The following is a 17,011-nucleotide window of genomic DNA, read 5'->3' as shown; positions in this document are numbered from 1 at the left end:
CAACCGCGTGTTCGGTCGTGTTGCGGGGGGGGGGGTATGTTTTTCCTACATTTTTCACCGTGGTTTACTGTGCGGCCAAATCCATCCCCGCCCCGCAAAAGCGCGGGCCCCGGTTCGTGGTGTCAACCAATGATCGTGGTGTCAACCAATATTGTTCGACAAATCCGGGATCATCCGGAGGGCCTCGTCATTCCAGTTGTTCCAGGCGTGGATGCCGAAGGCCGGGAAAGAGTAGGTGACGTTACGGGCGCCCAGTGTCGCCATCCTGACTTCGAAAGCCTTGGTGTTGGCCAGTGCCAAGGCCTCCAGCGCCATCCCGTTGACGGTGTTCATGTTCGGGCCGTCGGTATTGGTCGGCAAGCCCGAGCCCGCCGCTATCCACAGCCGGGTGTTGTTGCCTACCAGGTTGGGGGCGAACACGAACGGATCCATCCGCAGCCACTGTGGGCCCCACGGCGGCGCCATGGCGTCCACGTTGTAGCCGCCCGCGTCGATCATCGCGAGCCGGATGGCCTCGCGCATGCCGGGGGCCGAGATGTTCAGGTAGCCCGAATACGCACCGGCGAAGGAGAACTGGTCCGGGTGGTAGGCGGCCAGCGTCAGCGCGGCCGAGCCACCCATCGACAGGCCGAACACGCCGTTGCGGAAGCGGTTGAAGCCGAGCCGGTCGGCGAGTGCGTTGCGCAGGTCGCCGGTGAGGAACGATTCCCACTGGTATCGGTAGCTTTTTCCCGGCCCGCCGGACAGCGCGTTGCCCGCACCGGAACCCGAGGCAGGCGTTCCGTTGCCGGCGATGCCGAAGAAATCGCTCGGCGCGTTCCAGTCGGCGTAGAAGCTCGACATACCACCTACGGGCATCACCACATTGATATTGGCCGCGGCCAGCGCATTGGGGATATCGGTTTCGATCTCCCAGCCGTTGAGGTGCTCCGGTGCGCGCATACCGTCGAGGACGTAGACGACGCGATTGGTGTTGCCATCGGCGGCGCGCAGCACGCGTGACTTGATCGGACCCATCCCGGAATCGACCCAGAAGTCGAAGGCATTGCCGTTGAAGCCGGCCGAAGCGGGCGCGATCCCCCCGGTGACGGCCGTCGCGATCGGAACGAGTAGAGCCATGGATACGCCCGCGGCCCAGCGCCGAGCCCACGAACCAGGGGCTGCGGTCTTCACGGGCCCACGCTTGCGGCGCAGTGTTCGCATTCGACTAGACCTTTCTCGCAGACCGAATGCGCAAATACCGAGCTACGCAGTCGGATCCCTCATCGGACGTCGAGAAGAACCAATCCAGGGCAAAACGGACGATTCAACCTCGACGCATGCTCACTGTGTATCAATCGGTGACGAATGGTCTACATGTTGCTGGAAAGTGACCCGGAGCACAACTCCCGGTGATCTGTCGCACATGATTCGTCACCACAGATCGCTCGGATCGTGACGAAAAAGCGAGAAACCCGCCCGGTGCTGACGAGGCACCGAGCGGGTTTCAGGGTCTAGCGGGGTTTACTAGCCGATGTTCGCGGACAGGTCCGGGATCATGCGGTTGACCTCGGTTTCCCAGTTGCGCCAGTTGTGCACGCCGGTGATCGGGAAGTCGAAGTGAGCGTTGCCGCCACCGAGGGTGGCCATGCGCACCTGGAACGCGCGGCTGTTCACCATCGCGAGCAGCTCGAGCGGAACACCCTGGACGATCTCCATCGGGTTGGACACATCGCCCGCACCGGGGATACCGCTGGCCGCGGAGACCCAGATACGCGTGCCGTTGGCGACCAGGCGCGGAGCGAACACGAACGGGTCCATGTGGAACCACTGCTGACCCCACGGCGGTGCCATCGCGTCGATGTTGAAGGCGCCTGCCGACACCATCGCCACACGCATGGCTTCACGCATACCGGGCGCCGAGATGTTCAGGTACCCGGAGAACGAGCCCGCGAAGCTGAACTGGTCGGGGTGGTAGGCGGCCAGCGTCAGCGCGGCGGAGCCACCCATCGACAGACCGAACACGCCGTTGTTGTTGGGGTTGAAACCCAGACGGGCCGACAGCGCGTTGCGCAGGTGGCTCGTGAGGAAGGTTTCCCACTTGTAGGTGTTCTTCTTGCCTGCCACCTGGGTGGGCGCGACCGATGAACCGGTCATCGCCGAACCGGTCGCCGCAGAACCGGTGGAGCTACCACCCGAACCGGCGTCGAGGCCGAAGAAGCTGCTGGGCGCGTTCCAGTCGGCGTAGAAGCTGGACTGGCCGCCGACCGGCATCACGACGTTGATGTTGGCGTTCATCAGGGCACGGGCGACATTGGTGTCTTTTTCCCAGCCGCTGAGGTCGTCGCCCGCACGCATACCGTCGAGCGCGTACACGACCCGATTGGTGTTGCCATCGGCCGCGCGGAAGATCCGCGACTTGATCGGGCCCATCTCCGAGTCGACCCAGAAGTCGAAACCGGTGGGGTCGAATGCCGCCGTCGCGGTGCCGGTGGGACCGGCCACCGCCGCACCGATCGGCAGCAGTACAGCCAGGGAGAGAAGCACCGATCGTTTGAGCCAGCCGGCTCCCCGGGCTCTGAGACGTCCGCCACGCATTCTGTTATGGGCCTTTCCTCGAGCGGTTCGCGCGGAACCGCGGTTGCAATGACCGCCGACTAGATACCGGCACACCAGTGCGCCGACGGGTCTCGTTCCTCAGTGACCATATCGCTACATCGATAGCCTGGCGTTACCGAAAAGTGATTTAGCGGCGAACGCCACTGTAAAAACCCAGGCCGAGGGGTTTCAGCGAGGCGGTTCGGGGAACGGATCCACGAGTGAAATGATGCGTCAGAGCCCTCATCGTGGCGGCTCTGGGAACGGATCAACTAGCCCACACCGCTGGATTTCGTACTTGGGCACCCGGTCGATGCGGTATTTCGCGAACGTCATGGCGTGGCGCAAGTTGTGCTTGAACCGGTCGAACGTCATCGGATCGCGGGTGGAGATCATCAGCGCCTGGGTTTGCGGGCACGACATCGCCGTGCGGGCCTGGGTGACCCATTTCTCGTCCATGTACCAGGGCATCCACGGGTGGAGGTCGACCATGCCCGAGTCGGCCACCACCCAGTCCGGCAGCAGGCTCTTGTCGTGGCCGATGCGGCCGTCGGCGAGCCGGTCCGAATGCGCGGCCAGCGGGTAGGCCAGACCCATCGGGTCGATCACCCGCACGTCGAGTGGCACGTTCATGCTCGTCATGCCCAGGTTCAGGAAGTAGACCGTGTGCCCGGAACCGCCCTCGGGGATCGGTTGCGGGGGCGGGTCGAGGTACCAGAACGTGAAGGCGGGCGAGTTCAGCAGCAGGCCGCCGTTGGGGTTGGCGGCGATGTCGTTGACCATGGCCCGCATGCGCGGGTAGTCGAGGTAGTCCTCGGCCAGGATCGGGTGGTCCTTGCCGGTGTTGAGCACGTAGTAGATGCGCTCGTCGACGATGCCGGAGGAGCGGATCTTGGTGCCGGTCGTGATCGCGGTGGTGCTCGCCGCGTACAGCGACCAGCCCGCGGTGCCGAGCAACGCGATCAGCAGCACCGCGATGGACCAACCGGATTTCCGCGACCGCGTCGGGAGCGGAACGACGGCCACCGGCAACAGCAGCAGGAACAGCTGGGTGAGCAGCATTCGCCCGTGCATGAAGTCGCCACCGACGCGCACCGCGTACACGGTGAGCAGCAGGCCGCTTACCAGCACCATGACGACCACCGCGCTCGGCGAACGCAGCCACGACCGCACACCCGCCACCGTCAACCGCGGCAGCGCGAAGCCACGCGCGATCCCCGCGACCACACCGGCGATCAGCAGCACGAGCAGCGGAATCCACAGGTAGTACGGGCCGACCAGGTCCCACAGGTACGTGACACCCTGTCCCCATTTGGCACCGCCCGCGTCCTTGGCGACCGCGGTGTTCGGGTAGGGCAGGCCGTAGTAGCCCATTCGCCAGATCTGATACCCCACCGGCACGATCCCGGCGACGAACACGATCAGCGCGCGCAACGCGATCGGCCCGAACCGGAACTGCGGCAGCGGCGCGAGGAAGATCATGCCGAGCGCGAGCACGCCGATCAGCGTGGCCTCGGGGCGAACGAGCGGCGCGAGCCCGGCCAGGAAGACCAGGCCCAGCAGGCTCGGCACGCGAACGACAGCGGCCTGACTCCAGCGGATCATCAGCCACCACAGCAGCCCGACCCAGCAGATCACCAGACCGCTCTCCAGCCCGGAGGTGGCGTAATCACGCGCGGGCGGCAGTGCGATGTACACCAGCACACCGGCCGGAATCAGCAGCTGACCGCTGGTTCCACCCCACAGTCGCGCGGTGCCGAGCATCGCGAACACCACCGCGAGGATCGAAACCACCAGCGCCACCCCGAGCACCACGTACTCGAGGCGGGCCTGGGTGAGCCAGGAGAAGAACCAGACCAGGTAGGTCCACGCGGTGCTGGTGTTGGCCTCGACCCGCTCGTCGGCATTGAAGACCGGGCCGTTGCCCGCGAGCAGGTTGCGGATCGTGCGCAGCACGATCAGGCCGTCATCGGCGATCCAGCGCCGCTGCCACGCACCCACCGTGAACAGCGCGGCGGTGAGTACCACCCCACCGACAAAGATGGCGCGGGACAGAACCGAGAAACGCGCGTCCTTACGCGGCGACTCGTCGTCGCGTAGCTGCTCGTCTTCGGTTGAATCCTGCTCCGCTACCAGCATCTCGTCAGGTGAGATAGACAGCGACACCTACCGCTCCGATCCAGGCAATAGCGAGGAACTGCAGGATGCGGTCCCCCAACGCGATCTCTTCGGGTTCACCGGCCTCGCCACCATCGACGTCGACCGCGTAACGCAGGATTGCGATGGTAAACGGGATCATCGAGATCGAATACCACTGGGTGTCTCTAGCCGAGTCCTGCTGGAATGCCCAGAGACCGTAGAAGACCACGACCGCGGTGGCCGCGAGCGTCCAGATGAAGCGCAGGTATGTCGGGGTGTAGTACTCCAGCGACTTGCGGATCTTGGCGCCGGTGTCCAGCGCGATCTGCAGTTCCGCGTAGCGCTTGCCCGCGGCCATGAACAGCGAGCCGAACGCCATGATCAGCAGGAACCACTGCGACAGCGCGATATCGGCGGCCGCGCCACCGGCGACGGCGCGCAGCAGGAAGCCCGAGGACACGATGCAGATATCGAGCACGGCCTGGTGCTTGAGGCCGAGGCAGTAGGCGAGCTGGATGCCGATGTAGATCGCCATCACCACGGCCAGGTGCCACGACGCCAGGAACGAGCCGGCGATCGAACCGATCAGCAGCACCGCCGACAGCGCGTAAGCCAGGTTGACAGGAACGACGCCAGCCGCGATCGGCCGGAACCGCTTGGTCGGGTGGGCCCGGTCGGCGTCGACGTCGAGCGAGTCGTTGACCAGGTAGATGCCGGAGGCCGCCATGCAGAACACGATGAAGGCGATCGCGACATTCACGAGCACGCCCGCGTCGCCGACCGCTTCCGGTCCGACGGCGAGTGGTGCGGCGAGCACCAGGACGTTCTTCACCCACTGACGTGGGCGCATGGCCTTGATGACACCACCGAGCAGCGTCTTCGGCGGGCCCTTCACAGCACCCTCGTCAAGGACGGCGGCGGACGGTTCTTCGCTCATCTCAGCCAAAGTTCTTTCAGTTGCGGTCACTGTGTTCCATTCTGGCGCTCACAAGCCCTGCGTGGTTACGCAAGCTTCCGCCTCCGGGCTTTGAGCTCGCCGCCAGGGCGAAGTCTCTTTTCGGCGGCTAGCACGGCAGCAGCCGACGCGGCCCCCAAAGCGGAACCGGCGATCACGTCGGAAGGGTAATGCACCCCGAGCACAACCCGGGACAGCAGCATCGGTGGGACGATCACCGCAGGCAAGGGTAGCCCGGTCAAGCGGCCGAGCAACACCGCCGCCGCCGTGGTGGAGGTGGCGTGCGAGGACGGGAAGCTCAACTTGCTCGGCGTCGACACGTTGACCTGCACCGACGGATCGTTGGGTCGCGGACGCCGGACGATCCGCTTGATCACGATCGACGCGGCGTGCGCGCCGACCGCGCCCACCGCGACACCCGCCCACTGACGCCGGCGCGGCTTGTCGACCAGCCAGCCCGCGGCGGCGATGCCGACCCAGCCGAGCGCGTGCTCGCCGAAGTGCGACATGCCGCGCGCGGCGGAGACGACGGCCGGGCTGGTGCCGATGGTGCCCTGCACGGCGTTGAGGATCGCGACCTCGACCGGGACCTCTACGTAATCACCACTGCAATCGCAGCCGCCGCAGCAGCCTTCCTCGGCCATTTCCACTTCGGGCAGTTCGGTGTTGGTCACTTCGCGGTTCCGTTCAAGCCGAAGGTCTTCTCCCACGCCGCCGTGCTGGTGAGCTCGGCGTGCGCGGCCCGGTAGCGCTGCTGCATCTCCGGGAAGCGGGTGGTGAGTTCCTTGCGCAGGCGCATCGCTTCCTTGAGCAGGTCGCGGGCCTGGCGCGGATCACGCTTGCGGTAGACGACGCCGCGTCCGTCGGCGGTGGTCACCGTGACACCGTCGACCTGCGAGAGCAGGTACCAGCGCGCGTCCAGCGTCGGCACGTTGAGCTGGGGGGTCTCGTAGGCGGCCGGGTCGGCCTTGCGGAAGTTGTGCACCACACCCTTGGCCAGGCGCGCGACCTTGGCGAGGGGGTTGCCCGGTTCGCCGACCGCGCCGACACCGTGGCGGTTGGCCAGTGGCAGTTCGGTGGACGAGGGCACGACGACAGCGTCCGGGAACTGCTTGCGCATGCCGTGGATCTTGCCGAGCGCGGTCGGGAGCAGGTCGAACAGACCCTCCGGGCCCGCCAGGAAGTCGCGGATCGCCTCGTTCTGGATGGCGACCGTGGAGTATTCCAGGCACAGCAGGTGCTTGAGGGTGGCCTTGATCGTGTTGACGATCATCGGCTTGCCGTCGCCGGGGAGGTACATCGAGGCGACGACGAGGCGGTTGCGCAGGTGGAAGTAGGCCTGCCAGTCGATGGCGTCGTCCTTGTCGGACCAGGCCATGTGCCAGACCGCCGCACCGGGCAGGGTCACCGTCGGGTAGCCGGCATCGCGGGCGCGCAGGCCGTATTCGGCGTCGTCCCACTTCAGGAACAACGGCAGCGGCTGGCCGATTTCCTCGGCGACCTCACGCGGGATCAGGCACGTCCACCAGCCGTTGAAGTCGACGTCGACGCGCCGGTGCAGCAGCTTGGAGTTGTCGCGATCCTTGAGCGGGTACTTCGAGAAATCGTGGTCGTACTCGACGTTGGGCGCGGCACCCCACATGAAGATGCCGCGGTCGATGACCTCGCCCATCACGTGCAGGTGTGAACGTTCCTGCAGGTTGAGCATCTGCCCGCCGGTCAGCAGCGGCGACTTCGCGAACCGCGAGAAGGCCAGGGCGCGCAGGATCGAGTCGGGCTCGATCTCGATGTCGTCGTCCATGTAGGCGATGAATTCGGCATCGGTGGACTTCAGCGCCTCGTACATGACCCGGCTGTAGCCGCCGGACCCACCGAGGTTGGGCTGGTCGTGGATGGCGAGACGATCACCGAGAACGCTTGCGGCTTCGGTAAATCCGGGCTCGTCGACCACCTTGCGGGTGCCCTGGTCGGGGATGATCACCGCGGCGATCTTCTCCAGCACGAGGGGGTCGGAGCCGAGGGCGCCAAGGGTTTTCACCGCATCGGTGGGGCGGTTGAACGTGGGCATGCCGACCGCGATAGTGCCCGTGCCGGGCGCTTCCTGCGGTGCGTACCAACCACCGGACAGCAGCGTGACGGCCGTGTCGGTGGTGATGTCGAACCAGATCCAGCCGCCGTCCTCGAACGGGCCGAGATCGGTTTCGAACTCCACGACCACCGAGTCCGCGCCTTGGGCGACGGCGAACTCCTTGCCCTGCACGTGAATTCGCGAACCGTCGGCCTTGGAGCGGTAGACGTCGGCGCGGCCGTGCCCGGCCAGTTCCAGTCGCAGAACCACCGAACCCAGCACACTCCAGCGACGCCAGTAGCTGGCGGGCAGCGCGTTGAAGTAGGTGCAGAACGACACCTCCGACTCCGCGCCGATCGAGAGCGCGGTGCGGCTGGTGGCGTGTGCCCGGCGGGCGTTGGTGGTGGATTCCTCCAGGTAGAGGGTCCGCACGTCGAGGGGCTCACCCGGCCGCGGCAGGATGACCCGCTGCAGCAGCGAGATGGCGCGAGTTTCGGTGGTCACGTCTTCGAGCATGGCTTTGGTCATGCCTCATCCACCAACGGCGCACCGGATTCCAGGTGCGGACGCAGCACGTTCTCGAACATGCTCAGCGCCGAACCGATCGCCATGTGCATGTCCAGGTACTGATAGGTGCCGAGACGGCCGCCGAACAGCACCTTCTTCTCCGCGGTTTCCTGCTTGGCCCGCTCGCGGTAGGCGAGGAGCTTGGCCCGGTCGTCGGGGGTGTTGATCGGGTAGTACGGCTCGTCGCCGGTCTGCGCGGAGCGGGAGAACTCGCGCATGATGACCGTCTTGTCGGTCGGGTAGTCGCGCTCGGGGTGGAAGTGACGCGGCTCGATGATGCGGGTGTAGGGGACATCGGCGTCGTTGTAGTTCATGACGCTGGTGCCCTGGTAGTCACCCTGGGGAAGCACCTCGGTCTCGAAGTCGATGGTGCGCCAGCCCAATTCACCTTCGGCGTAATCGAAGTAGTGATCCAGCGGGCCGGTGTAGACGATCGGGGCGTCCGGGCTGGCGGCGACGATCTCGTCCCGCACGTCGAACCAGTCGGTGTTCACCCTGGTCTCGATGAGGTCGGAGGTGGCCATGTTCTCCAGCCACTTCGTGTACCCCTCCTTCGGCAGACCCTCGAAGGTGTCGTTGAAGTAGCGGTTGTCGAAGTTGTAGCGCACGGGCAGGCGGGTGATGTTGCCCGCGGGCAGCTCGCGCGGGTCGGTCTGCCACTGCTTGGCGGTGTAGTCGCGCACGAACGCCTCGTAGAGGGGACGGCCGATCAGCGAGATCGCCTTCTCCTCGAGGTTCTGCGCGTCACCGGTCTCGACCTCGGCGGCCTGCTCGGCGATGAGCGCCTTGGCCTCTTCCGGGGTGAAGTAGCGGCCGAAGAACTGCGAGATCAGGCCGAGCCCCATCGGGAACTGGTACGCCTGGCCCTTGTGCATCGCGAACACCCGGTGCTGATACCCGGTGAACTCGGTGAACTGGGTGACGTAATCCCAGACCTTCTTGTTCGACGTGTGGAACAGGTGCGCGCCGTACTTGTGGATCTCGATACCGGTTTCCGGATCGGGCTCCGAGTAGGCGTTGCCACCCAGGTGGTAGCGGCGGTCGATCACCAACACCCGCTTGCCCAGCACGTTCGCTGCACGCTCGGCGACGGTCAGCCCGAAGAAACCGGAGCCGACCACGATCAGGTCGTACTGGTTTGCCGGGGCGTTGGAATCTGCGTTGACGGAGTTACCCGAGGACGATGCGGCGGTCACGGGTGCCCAGCGTATCGGAAGACCACCGTTTGTCCCGGCGGAGTCTCCGACCACGTCCTGACCAGGGCCGATTCATCCCTCCAGGAAAGAGACGTGGCCCGAGGCCGCCGTCGGTACCGCTGCGCCGGCCGTCCGGCTCTGATCCAGCGTCAGGTGGCTGGTGCCGCCACCGGTCAGTACTGCGGGTACTGCTGATAACCGCCCGACTGCCCGGCGCGGATCCAGCGGCCCGTGGATGGGGCGACAGCGAGCAGGAAGATCAGCAGCGGTACCGCGCCGCCCACCACACCGCCGATCAGCACGATCGTCGCCTCGTTCCCCGCAGCGCCGTTGCCGGTCACCAGGGGGAGCACGGTCGAGAGCACGCTGAACACCAGGCCGAGCCCGGACAGGACGATAAGGATCACCCGACCCGCGGTCTTGCGGCGGAACAGCAGAATCGCGCCGAGCAACCACAGCAGGCAGACCGCGGATCCGATCAGCAAGCTGACGGTCGCCGCGTTTCGAACCTCGTCCCCGGCAACGCTGCCGGTGTCCTCGCCGATCAGGATCGCCGCGGCGATGCCGATGCCTGCCAGTGCGAGCAATGACAGCAGCAGCGAGATCACCGCGGCGGTGATAGCCGTACCGCCACCCGCTCGCGGCTGACCGTAACCAGGCGCGTACGGGTAGGGTGCGGCACCGTAAGCTGGTGCGCCATAACCATTTTGAACGGGAGCACCGTAAGGCTGTGAACCGTAGCCGGGCTGGCCGCCGTACGGGTCGGGTCCGTAGCCGGGTTGCGCGTACCCCTGCCCCGCGTACGGGTCTTGGCCCTGCTGTGGGCCGTACGGATACCCCATGGTTGTTCCCCCTCCTGGCGAGCTGTACCTGAAGCCGCTATCTTGTGTCCCGGCCTCGCAGCACCGTCCGCGGTAATGCTGACCTGCTGAAACTATACGTTCGGTCCGACAACGTCTTCCGGGCGAGCGAGCGTGTAGGCCGCCGTCCACGGCAGTGCCGCGGCCAACAGCACGACCCCGCCGAACACGGCGCCCGAGAGTGCCGCCGCCCAGCTGTGGTTCACGATCGCCGTCACCGCACCGGGTACCCCGCCGAGGCCGACCAGAATCGACCGGATCACGGGTTCGTCGGCGAACCAGTGGATCCCGTACCCGGAGTCGTAGTTCACGAGCGAGGCGAGCAGGCCGAGCATTCCGAGGACGAGCTGCGCGCCCGCGGCGACAACGATCAGCCACCGCCCGGCCTCGTCCCGGCGCGCCAGAAGCACGCCACCGTAAACGAACGCGAACACCGACACCAGCGCGCCGAGCGTGGCGAAAAGGGTCAGCGAGTCGTCGAGCTCGCCCGGATCGCTCCGGAACGACCGCACGAGAACCACGGCCCCCACCAGGTTCGCCACCGCGGCGATCCCCGCGAGGCACCCGGCCACCATCGCCGCCACCTCGCCGCTCTTCGACTTCGTCTCCAGCACGACCATCCCCCGACCGTATCCCGTACGGCCCTGATGGGCGCGGCCACGCACCGTTCCTCAGCCGCGCACGGCGCGAGATACGCCTACCGCGTGGTGGTCCAGCGCCGCGTCGGCTCGCTCAGACTGAGCGCGAGGATCACCACATTGACCACCAGCCAGAAATCCAGCGGCCCGAACCGCCATCCGTGACTGGCCCCATTCAGCACGATGACCAGCAAAGTCGCCCCAGCCATCACCGCCGCCATGGTGAGCAGCACGCGCCTGCCGAGCATCCGCCGCCGCAACAACAGCACCGCCCCGAGCAGATACACCACCCCGAGCCCACCGACGATCCCCGCGCCCACATAGTCGAGGTCGATCTCGCGCCCGACCGCCCGCAGCACCGCGGTCGCCGTGCCGACGAAGATTCCCGCCCCGCCGACCAGCACCCCGAGCCAGCCCGCGATCAGCGCGGTCACCGCGCGCGAAGGCCGCTCGGGCCGCACCTGTTCCACCACTGTCCCCGCTACTTGTCGACGTCGCCGTCAGTTATACGGCGGAACCGGCGGACGCGGGGTGTTCGACTGTGCGAGCTGGGCGTCGTCCCGGGAATCAATCCATCGTCGACTCGATGAGAGCAGGCAGCGAGCAGACCTCCGCCCGGAATCCGGGCCCGTTTGTCCGCTCGCTGTTCGACCTCTCGCCCACTGGCCGTTCAGGCGGGATGGGCTGCGACGTAAGCGCGGAAGGCTTCGAGGATGTACTCGGCCACGCCTTCGCCGTGTACGTCGTAGTTGCCCCGGAAGCGGGGGTCGGCGACGTACATCTCGCCGAGTCCGAGCAGGTATTCGTTCGACACCGGTTTGCCCTGGGTGCCGCCGACACCGAGCCAGGCGCGGTGCCTGGCGACGATCGCCTGGACAACGTCACCGTCCACGGGAAGTCCTGCGGTGAAGGCTTTTCCGAAGTCGGCGGCGATGTCGAGCTGGGTCTGCTGGAAGCCCTTCTTCTCGGCGTCGGTCAGCGAACGCCACCAGCGATCACCGCTCTCGTAGGCCTGCTTACCCCAGCGCTCGGTGACTTCGTCCTTGTACTGCGTGTGGTCGAAACCGTCGAAAACCTCTGCGGCCATGAGCGGTTCACCTCTTTCTGTCTTGTGCAAAGTGGTCGACACCGACTCGATCTGCCGCGCCACCCGATCCTGCTGCTGCCGAAGCAGTTCCAGGTGGGTCCGCAGCGCACCGGCGGTGTCCTGTTCACCGGCGAGGACTTCGGCGATCACGGGAAGGCCGAGGCCGAGTTCGCGCAGCAGCAGAATTCGCTGCAGTCGAACAAGAGAGGTCTGGTCGTAATAGCGATAGCCGTTGGCCCCGATCCGGCTCGGCTCCAACAGCCCGAGCTGCCCGTAGTGGCGCAACGTACGACTGGTGGTGCCCGCGGCCTTCGCGAGGTCCTGGATGGACCATTCACCCACCATGACCTGCTCCCTTCTCGTCGGTACCTCCACTCTGCAAGTTGACGCTACGTCAAGGTCAAGACGCGAAGCCCACTTCGACCTCCACCGTGTCGCGCTCTGTGTACATCCGCCACAGCCGAGCGCCCAGCTCGTCGTTGTCCACTCGCGGTAGCACCAGCCCGGCGGGCACGAGGTCGGGATTCGCGTCGACGATCCGCTGGGCCGCGCTGTTCTCGATGAGCGAGCCGATGGCGAGCAGCCCGACATAGACGCCGGTCCCTTCGAGCTCGCCCGCCAGCTGCCGCACGTAAGCGCGCTGCGCACCGAGCGCGACACCGACATTGGCCAGGTAGGGCTGTAGGTGCTGTTCGGAGGCACCCGAGGAGAACAGCAGCGTGCCACTGCCGCGGGCGATCATCGCGGGCAGCAGGGCGCGGGTGAGGTGGATCGGCGAGTACACCTTGAGCGCGAAGGGCAGCTCGAGCGACGGCCGGTCGACGTCGACGGTCGAGGCGCTGCGCACCGATATATCGGCGGCCGCCGAATGCAACGCGACGTCGATCGGCCCCAGCTTCTGCTCGATCCGGCCGATCACGTCGAGCACCTGGGCGGGATCGGTGACGTCGGCGGCGAACGGTTCGGCCTCGATTCCCTCCGCGCGCAGCGCCGCCGCACGCGCGACCGGGTTTCGTCCGATCACCGCGATTCGAAAACCGTTGCGGCCGAAGTGTTGTGCCGTGCCGGCGCCGAGTCCTGGTCCGTAGCCGAAGATCGCGAGCGTACGCATCCGATACCCCATAAGTTGAGTGTTGGTTCAAGTTATCCCGAACGTAGCATTAAGTTGAACCTATGCTCAAGATATTTCGCGCGCCGGATTTGTAGGATCGGCGGATGCCCGAGGACAAGCCGTTGCGCAGTGACGCCGAACGCAATCGCGTCGCGCTGGTGACGGCGGCCCGCGCGGTCTTCGAAGAACGCGGCCTCGACGCCCCGCTCAAGGACATCGCCGCCCGCGCTGGTGTCGCGATCGGCACCCTCTACAACCGCTTCCCCACCCGCGACGCCCTGATCGCCGCCGCCGTCGCCGACCGCATGGAGGCGGGCAGCCGGATCGCCGAACAGGCCATGGAACTCACCGATCCGTGGGAATCGTTCGTGTTCCTGGTCGAGAAGATCTGCGAACTCCAGGCGGCCGACCGCATCCTCGGCGATCTGGCCCTGCGCAATGCCCCCAGCGCCGGCGTCGAACGCGCCCGCGAACACGGGCACGGACTCATGCGGCGCATCGTCGTCCGCGCTCAGGAGGCAGGCGCCCTCCGCCCCGACTGGACCCTCGAGGACATCGCCTTCATCACCTGGTCCCACACCAGCGTTCTCGCCGCCACCAGCACCGTCGCCCCCGACATCTGGCGCCGCAATCTCGCCTTCATCTTCGACGGCCTGCGCGCGAAAGCCGCGCACCCCCTGCCGATTCCGGCCCTCACCGAGGACCAGTTGATGCAGGCGATGCGCGGCTGACCGCTCAGCGGATTCAGACTCGAGTCGTCGCCGAAACCAGAATCGGCACCGCCGGACCCGTAGGCGATACCTCAGCAGGTTCAGCGTCCTTCGACTTGGCAGGAATCTGGCCGAGAACGGTGCCCGCAAGGGCGATACCGAGGCCGAGAATCTGCAACGTGGTGAGCGCCTGCCCCAGCGCGATCCAGCCGATCACCGCGGCCGACACCGGGCTGAGCAGGGCGAGGAATACAACCGAAGTCGCTGGTACACGCGAGATTCCGCGCAACCACAGCCAGTACGCCAGCGCGGTACCGATGATGCCGAGGTAGAGATAGCCGCCGATAGCCTCGCCGTCCAGCGCGGGCGGCGCACCTTCGATCAGCAGGGCGAGCGGCGCGATGAACAGCCCGCCCGCGGTGAGCTGCCAGCCGGTCATCGCCAGCGGGCCGACGCCATCGGGGCGTCCCCATTTCTTGGTGAGCACGGTTCCCGCCGCCATCGAGGCCGCACCGGCGAGACCGGCGACCACGCCGATCAGATCGAGTTCGGCGGTGCCGCGGAGCACGACCAGCGAGACACCGAACACGCCGACGACACCCGCGATCACCTTCCGCCTTGTCGGCGCTTCGGCCAGCAGCACGGCGGCGAATCCGAGCGCGAACATCGGCGCGACCGCACCGAGTACCCCGGCGACACCACCCGGCAGCCGATACGCGGCCAGGAACAGCAGCGGGAAGAACACGCCGATATTGAGCACGCCGAGCACCGCGGCCCGGCCGAGCCACTTGCCGTGTGGCAGCACCCTGGTCAGCGCGAGCAGCACCAGCCCGGCGGGGAGCGCGCGCATGAGCGCGGTGAACAGCGGCCGGTCGGGGGGCAGGAATTCGGTGGTCACGGCGTAGGTGGAGCCCCACACGATCGGGGTGAGAGCGGTGAGCGCGAGGGTGCTCGCGTAGCCGGTGGAGCGGGTTGCGGTCGTCATGTTCACTCCTGATTGATAATCTCAACATTGAAATATCTACTCGCCGACGTATCTCTACGTCAAGTAGATGAACATTAAGAGTTTCAACCGAGAGGGAAATGGGATGCGCGACGCTGTCGACCTGATCACCGAGCACTGGAACATCGAGCGCCCGGATGTCGACGTGTCACCGATGGCGATCGTCGGCCGGATCACCCGGCTCTCGCGTGTCCTCGAGCAGGACCTGAAACGCTTCTTCGCAGGTCACGGCCTGGAATTCTGGGAGTTCGACGTGCTGGCCACGCTGCGTCGCTCCGGCGGCGAGACCGGCCTCACCGCGGGCGCGCTCAACCGTGCCGCGATGGTCACCTCGGGCGCCATCACCAACCGCATCGACCGCCTGGCCGCGAAGAACCTGGTCCGGCGCGTCCCCTCCGCCGACGATCGCCGCTCGGTCTTCGTGCAGCTCACCGCCGAGGGCCGCGAACTCGTGGACCGGCTGCTGCCGTTGCACATGGCCAACGAGCAGCGCCTGCTCTCCGCCCTCGGCGCCACGGACCGCGAGCAGCTCGCCGACCTGCTGCGCACCCTGGCCGTCGCGCTGAACGACACCACTCTGGACTGAGACCTACTCCCCGTCGTGTACGCCGGGAGCAGCGGCCGGGCCGTACTCCACGCCATGCGCGCCGGGTGCAGCGGCGGGGTTCACCGGGCCGTACACGGGTTCGCCCCTGACCTCGGCCTCCGAGGGAAACTGCACGCCCTGCGTACCACCAGGCGAAACAACTTGGGGCAAACCACCTTCCGGCGTCTTCAGCTTGGGCCGACCCGAAGCCGTCGAGGGCAACTGATCACCCGCGTCGGGCACGAGATGGAGCAGCGTGGAGAAGTCGACGACCTGCGCGCCGAGCGTCTGCGTCGCGACGATGACACCGTTCGTGTACATCCGATACGTGCCCGCCCGTTGCGGCAGCAGCATTTCCGGCCCGATCGGCTCACCCACCGCACTGTCGGCACCGCCGATGCGCCGGTACTCGGTGTCGATCACCGACTCACCCGCCAGCGCCTCGATGGTCAGATCCGGCTGCGCCGGTGCGGCGGGAACCGCTGGGGCCGGGGCGGATTCGACGAGTTCACTCGGCGCCGGTCCGACCGCGAAGGTTTCGATATCGGCGGGCCGACCACCATCAGGGGCCGCGGAGTATTCCGAGCGCAGGATCTGCCCGTCACGCAACAACACCGTGCCTGTGGTGGCGGCGACGGCCTCGGTACTGCGCGAATCCTCTTTCACCGTACCGGGATACGCCTGGCAGTCGGTGGTGTCGCAGGTCTGCGCGTAGTCGTAGCGGCTCTCGGCGAGAGCGTAGGAACGGGCCGCGATCGCTTGTGCGCGTAGGGCTTCGAAGGCACCCTGGTCGGCCCAGTTGGCCTGCATTTCCGCGGGCAGTACGCCGGCGAGGTAATCGTCGAGGTCCACCTGGTTGACGGTGCGATAGGCCTCGCCTTCGAGCGCCACACCGAGCGCGCCACGATAGGCGGTGCCCCCGCAGAGGGTCAGGTGTTCCTCGGCCGGCCTGCCCGCACCGGCGCCGACCGGATAGACGAACGGATCGTCGGTCGTGTCCTGCCACAACACTTCTCCGTCGCAGCCCGCGGTCACGACCACGTTCGCCCCGCCGTCGGGCAGCGGCGTGAGATGGGCCGCGTCGCCGGGGCCGATGGTGCGCCCTGCGACCTGCGCACCGGCGGCGGCGAAGGTGTCGAGGGTGGCGTCGTCCTGGGCCTGGAGCCGGACGCCGATCGTTGTCGGCCCGATTTGCCCGAGATCTGCCCCGGGGTAGTAGTGGCCGAGAATCTCCTCGGCCGACCAGCCCGCCCGCGCGTTGTCGAAGGCGCCGACCTGGCTCATGCCGCGGCCGTGTCCCGCGCCGACGGTCGGCGCGATCTGACCCGGCAGGATCTGCCACAGCCCGATCGCCCCGGTCAACGCGAGCACAGTGCCACTGACCAGCACCGGCAGCGGCACGGTCCAGATCATCGGCACGGCGCGGCGACGGGTGCCACGGCTGGTCCTGCGGTTGATCGAGGCGTTCGCTCTCATACTGCGCTCCCACGGTTTCGCGGTTCGACCGGCGGAGC

16 protein-coding genes are annotated in these 17,011 nt (G+C 66.8%); 2 read left to right on the top strand and 14 right to left on the bottom strand.

All coding sequences use genetic code 11. The features are described from left to right. Positions 1 to 141: 141 nt before the first annotated feature. From ACFWPX_RS10675 to ACFWPX_RS10620, 12 genes are all read right to left on the bottom strand, one after another. Positions 142 to 1,203, bottom strand: a complete 1,062-nt coding sequence (locus ACFWPX_RS10675) for an alpha/beta hydrolase (protein WP_378920055.1) — start codon at positions 1,201 to 1,203, stop codon at positions 142 to 144. A 303-nt stretch (positions 1,204 to 1,506) separates the two neighbouring features. Then, entirely contained in the window at positions 1,507 to 2,577 is a 1,071-nt protein-coding gene (locus ACFWPX_RS10670; protein WP_378920053.1) for an alpha/beta hydrolase, read from the bottom strand. A 243-nt stretch (positions 2,578 to 2,820) separates the two neighbouring features. Beyond that, the gene (gene zomB, locus ACFWPX_RS10665; RefSeq protein ID WP_378927229.1) at positions 2,821 to 4,716 is read right to left on the bottom strand and encodes a flagellar motor control protein ZomB; all 1,896 of its coding nucleotides are present in this window, start codon (positions 4,714 to 4,716) and stop codon (positions 2,821 to 2,823) included. Positions 4,717 to 4,720: 4 nt separating this feature from the next. Then, entirely contained in the window at positions 4,721 to 5,653 is a 933-nt protein-coding gene (locus ACFWPX_RS10660; RefSeq protein WP_378920051.1) for a decaprenyl-phosphate phosphoribosyltransferase, read from the bottom strand. A gap of 65 nt (positions 5,654 to 5,718) precedes the next feature. Further along, on the bottom strand, positions 5,719 to 6,315 hold the full coding sequence (locus ACFWPX_RS10655) for a phosphatase PAP2 family protein (RefSeq protein ID WP_378920127.1): 597 nt from the start codon (positions 6,313 to 6,315) through the stop codon (positions 5,719 to 5,721). Between the two features lie 26 nt (positions 6,316 to 6,341). Then, positions 6,342 to 8,267 carry a glycosyltransferase gene (locus ACFWPX_RS10650; RefSeq protein ID WP_378927182.1) on the bottom strand — a complete coding sequence of 642 codons (1,926 nt, stop codon included), beginning with the start codon at positions 8,265 to 8,267 and terminating at the stop codon, positions 6,342 to 6,344. After that, positions 8,264 to 9,502: a UDP-galactopyranose mutase gene (gene glf / locus ACFWPX_RS10645; RefSeq protein ID WP_378927181.1), complete on the bottom strand. Its 1,239-nt coding sequence runs from the start codon at positions 9,500 to 9,502 to the stop codon at positions 8,264 to 8,266. The genes ACFWPX_RS10650 and glf overlap by 4 nt, the downstream gene beginning before the upstream one ends. Before the next feature lie 173 nt (positions 9,503 to 9,675). After that, positions 9,676 to 10,344 (bottom strand): hypothetical protein, encoded by a 669-nt coding sequence (locus ACFWPX_RS10640; RefSeq protein WP_378927180.1) that lies wholly within the window; start codon positions 10,342 to 10,344, stop codon positions 9,676 to 9,678. A gap of 92 nt (positions 10,345 to 10,436) precedes the next feature. After that, a complete protein-coding gene (locus ACFWPX_RS10635; RefSeq protein WP_378920043.1) occupies positions 10,437 to 10,982 on the bottom strand; it encodes a hypothetical protein in 546 nt (181 codons plus the stop codon). A 77-nt stretch (positions 10,983 to 11,059) separates the two neighbouring features. Continuing rightward, on the bottom strand, positions 11,060 to 11,470 hold the full coding sequence (locus ACFWPX_RS10630) for a hypothetical protein (RefSeq protein WP_378920041.1): 411 nt from the start codon (positions 11,468 to 11,470) through the stop codon (positions 11,060 to 11,062). A 200-nt stretch (positions 11,471 to 11,670) separates the two neighbouring features. Then, complete coding sequence (locus tag ACFWPX_RS10625) at positions 11,671 to 12,432, bottom strand: MerR family transcriptional regulator (RefSeq protein ID WP_378920039.1); 762 nt, start codon at positions 12,430 to 12,432, stop codon at positions 11,671 to 11,673. Between the two features lie 55 nt (positions 12,433 to 12,487). Beyond that, positions 12,488 to 13,198, bottom strand: a complete 711-nt coding sequence (locus tag ACFWPX_RS10620) for an SDR family NAD(P)-dependent oxidoreductase (RefSeq protein WP_378927179.1) — start codon at positions 13,196 to 13,198, stop codon at positions 12,488 to 12,490. 104 nt (positions 13,199 to 13,302) lie between these two features. On the opposite strand from ACFWPX_RS10620, the gene ACFWPX_RS10615 reads away from it, so the two are divergent. After that, positions 13,303 to 13,929 (top strand): TetR/AcrR family transcriptional regulator, encoded by a 627-nt coding sequence (locus ACFWPX_RS10615; protein WP_378927178.1) that lies wholly within the window; start codon positions 13,303 to 13,305, stop codon positions 13,927 to 13,929. Positions 13,930 to 13,942: 13 nt separating this feature from the next. Here the strand turns inward: ACFWPX_RS10615 and ACFWPX_RS10610 are convergent, their stop codons facing one another. Beyond that, the gene (locus ACFWPX_RS10610; protein WP_378927177.1) at positions 13,943 to 14,893 is read right to left on the bottom strand and encodes an EamA family transporter; all 951 of its coding nucleotides are present in this window, start codon (positions 14,891 to 14,893) and stop codon (positions 13,943 to 13,945) included. Between the two features lie 103 nt (positions 14,894 to 14,996). Between ACFWPX_RS10610 and ACFWPX_RS10605 the strand changes: the two genes are divergently transcribed. Further along, positions 14,997 to 15,497, top strand: coding sequence for a MarR family winged helix-turn-helix transcriptional regulator (locus tag ACFWPX_RS10605; protein WP_378927175.1), 501 nt, complete (start codon positions 14,997 to 14,999; stop codon positions 15,495 to 15,497). 3 nt (positions 15,498 to 15,500) lie between these two features. Here the strand turns inward: ACFWPX_RS10605 and ACFWPX_RS10600 are convergent, their stop codons facing one another. Beyond that, the gene (locus tag ACFWPX_RS10600; protein ID WP_378927174.1) at positions 15,501 to 16,973 is read right to left on the bottom strand and encodes a SpoIID/LytB domain-containing protein; all 1,473 of its coding nucleotides are present in this window, start codon (positions 16,971 to 16,973) and stop codon (positions 15,501 to 15,503) included. Between the last annotated feature and the right edge of the window lie 38 nt (positions 16,974 to 17,011).

It is taken from the genome of Nocardia sp. NPDC058518 (assembly GCF_042719655.1).
Lineage (GTDB): Bacteria > Actinomycetota > Actinomycetes > Mycobacteriales > Mycobacteriaceae > Nocardia.
The sequence above is the reverse complement of the archived record's forward strand: the minus strand, read 5'-3'. Positions and strand labels throughout refer to the sequence as shown.

What these genes read in the sequence shown, in the direction of transcription:
- ACFWPX_RS10615 (WP_378927178.1), top strand. Translation starts at nt 13,303, where the DNA reads ATGCCCGAGGACAAGCCGTTGCGCAGTGACGCCGAACGCAATCGCGTC.
- ACFWPX_RS10625 (WP_378920039.1), bottom strand. Translation starts at nt 12,432, where the DNA reads ATGGTGGGTGAATGGTCCATCCAGGACCTCGCGAAGGCCGCGGGCACC.
- ACFWPX_RS10635 (WP_378920043.1), bottom strand. Translation starts at nt 10,982, where the DNA reads ATGGTCGTGCTGGAGACGAAGTCGAAGAGCGGCGAGGTGGCGGCGATG.
- ACFWPX_RS10670 (WP_378920053.1), bottom strand. Translation starts at nt 2,577, where the DNA reads ATGCGTGGCGGACGTCTCAGAGCCCGGGGAGCCGGCTGGCTCAAACGA.
- ACFWPX_RS10650 (WP_378927182.1), bottom strand. Translation starts at nt 8,267, where the DNA reads ATGACCAAAGCCATGCTCGAAGACGTGACCACCGAAACTCGCGCCATC.
- zomB (WP_378927229.1), bottom strand. Translation starts at nt 4,716, where the DNA reads ATGCTGGTAGCGGAGCAGGATTCAACCGAAGACGAGCAGCTACGCGAC.
- ACFWPX_RS10600 (WP_378927174.1), bottom strand. Translation starts at nt 16,973, where the DNA reads ATGAGAGCGAACGCCTCGATCAACCGCAGGACCAGCCGTGGCACCCGT.
- ACFWPX_RS10620 (WP_378927179.1), bottom strand. Translation starts at nt 13,198, where the DNA reads ATGCGTACGCTCGCGATCTTCGGCTACGGACCAGGACTCGGCGCCGGC.
- ACFWPX_RS10640 (WP_378927180.1), bottom strand. Translation starts at nt 10,344, where the DNA reads ATGGGGTATCCGTACGGCCCACAGCAGGGCCAAGACCCGTACGCGGGG.
- ACFWPX_RS10675 (WP_378920055.1), bottom strand. Translation starts at nt 1,203, where the DNA reads ATGCGAACACTGCGCCGCAAGCGTGGGCCCGTGAAGACCGCAGCCCCT.
- ACFWPX_RS10610 (WP_378927177.1), bottom strand. Translation starts at nt 14,893, where the DNA reads ATGACGACCGCAACCCGCTCCACCGGCTACGCGAGCACCCTCGCGCTC.
- ACFWPX_RS10605 (WP_378927175.1), top strand. Translation starts at nt 14,997, where the DNA reads ATGCGCGACGCTGTCGACCTGATCACCGAGCACTGGAACATCGAGCGC.
- ACFWPX_RS10660 (WP_378920051.1), bottom strand. Translation starts at nt 5,653, where the DNA reads ATGAGCGAAGAACCGTCCGCCGCCGTCCTTGACGAGGGTGCTGTGAAG.
- ACFWPX_RS10655 (WP_378920127.1), bottom strand. Translation starts at nt 6,315, where the DNA reads ATGGCCGAGGAAGGCTGCTGCGGCGGCTGCGATTGCAGTGGTGATTAC.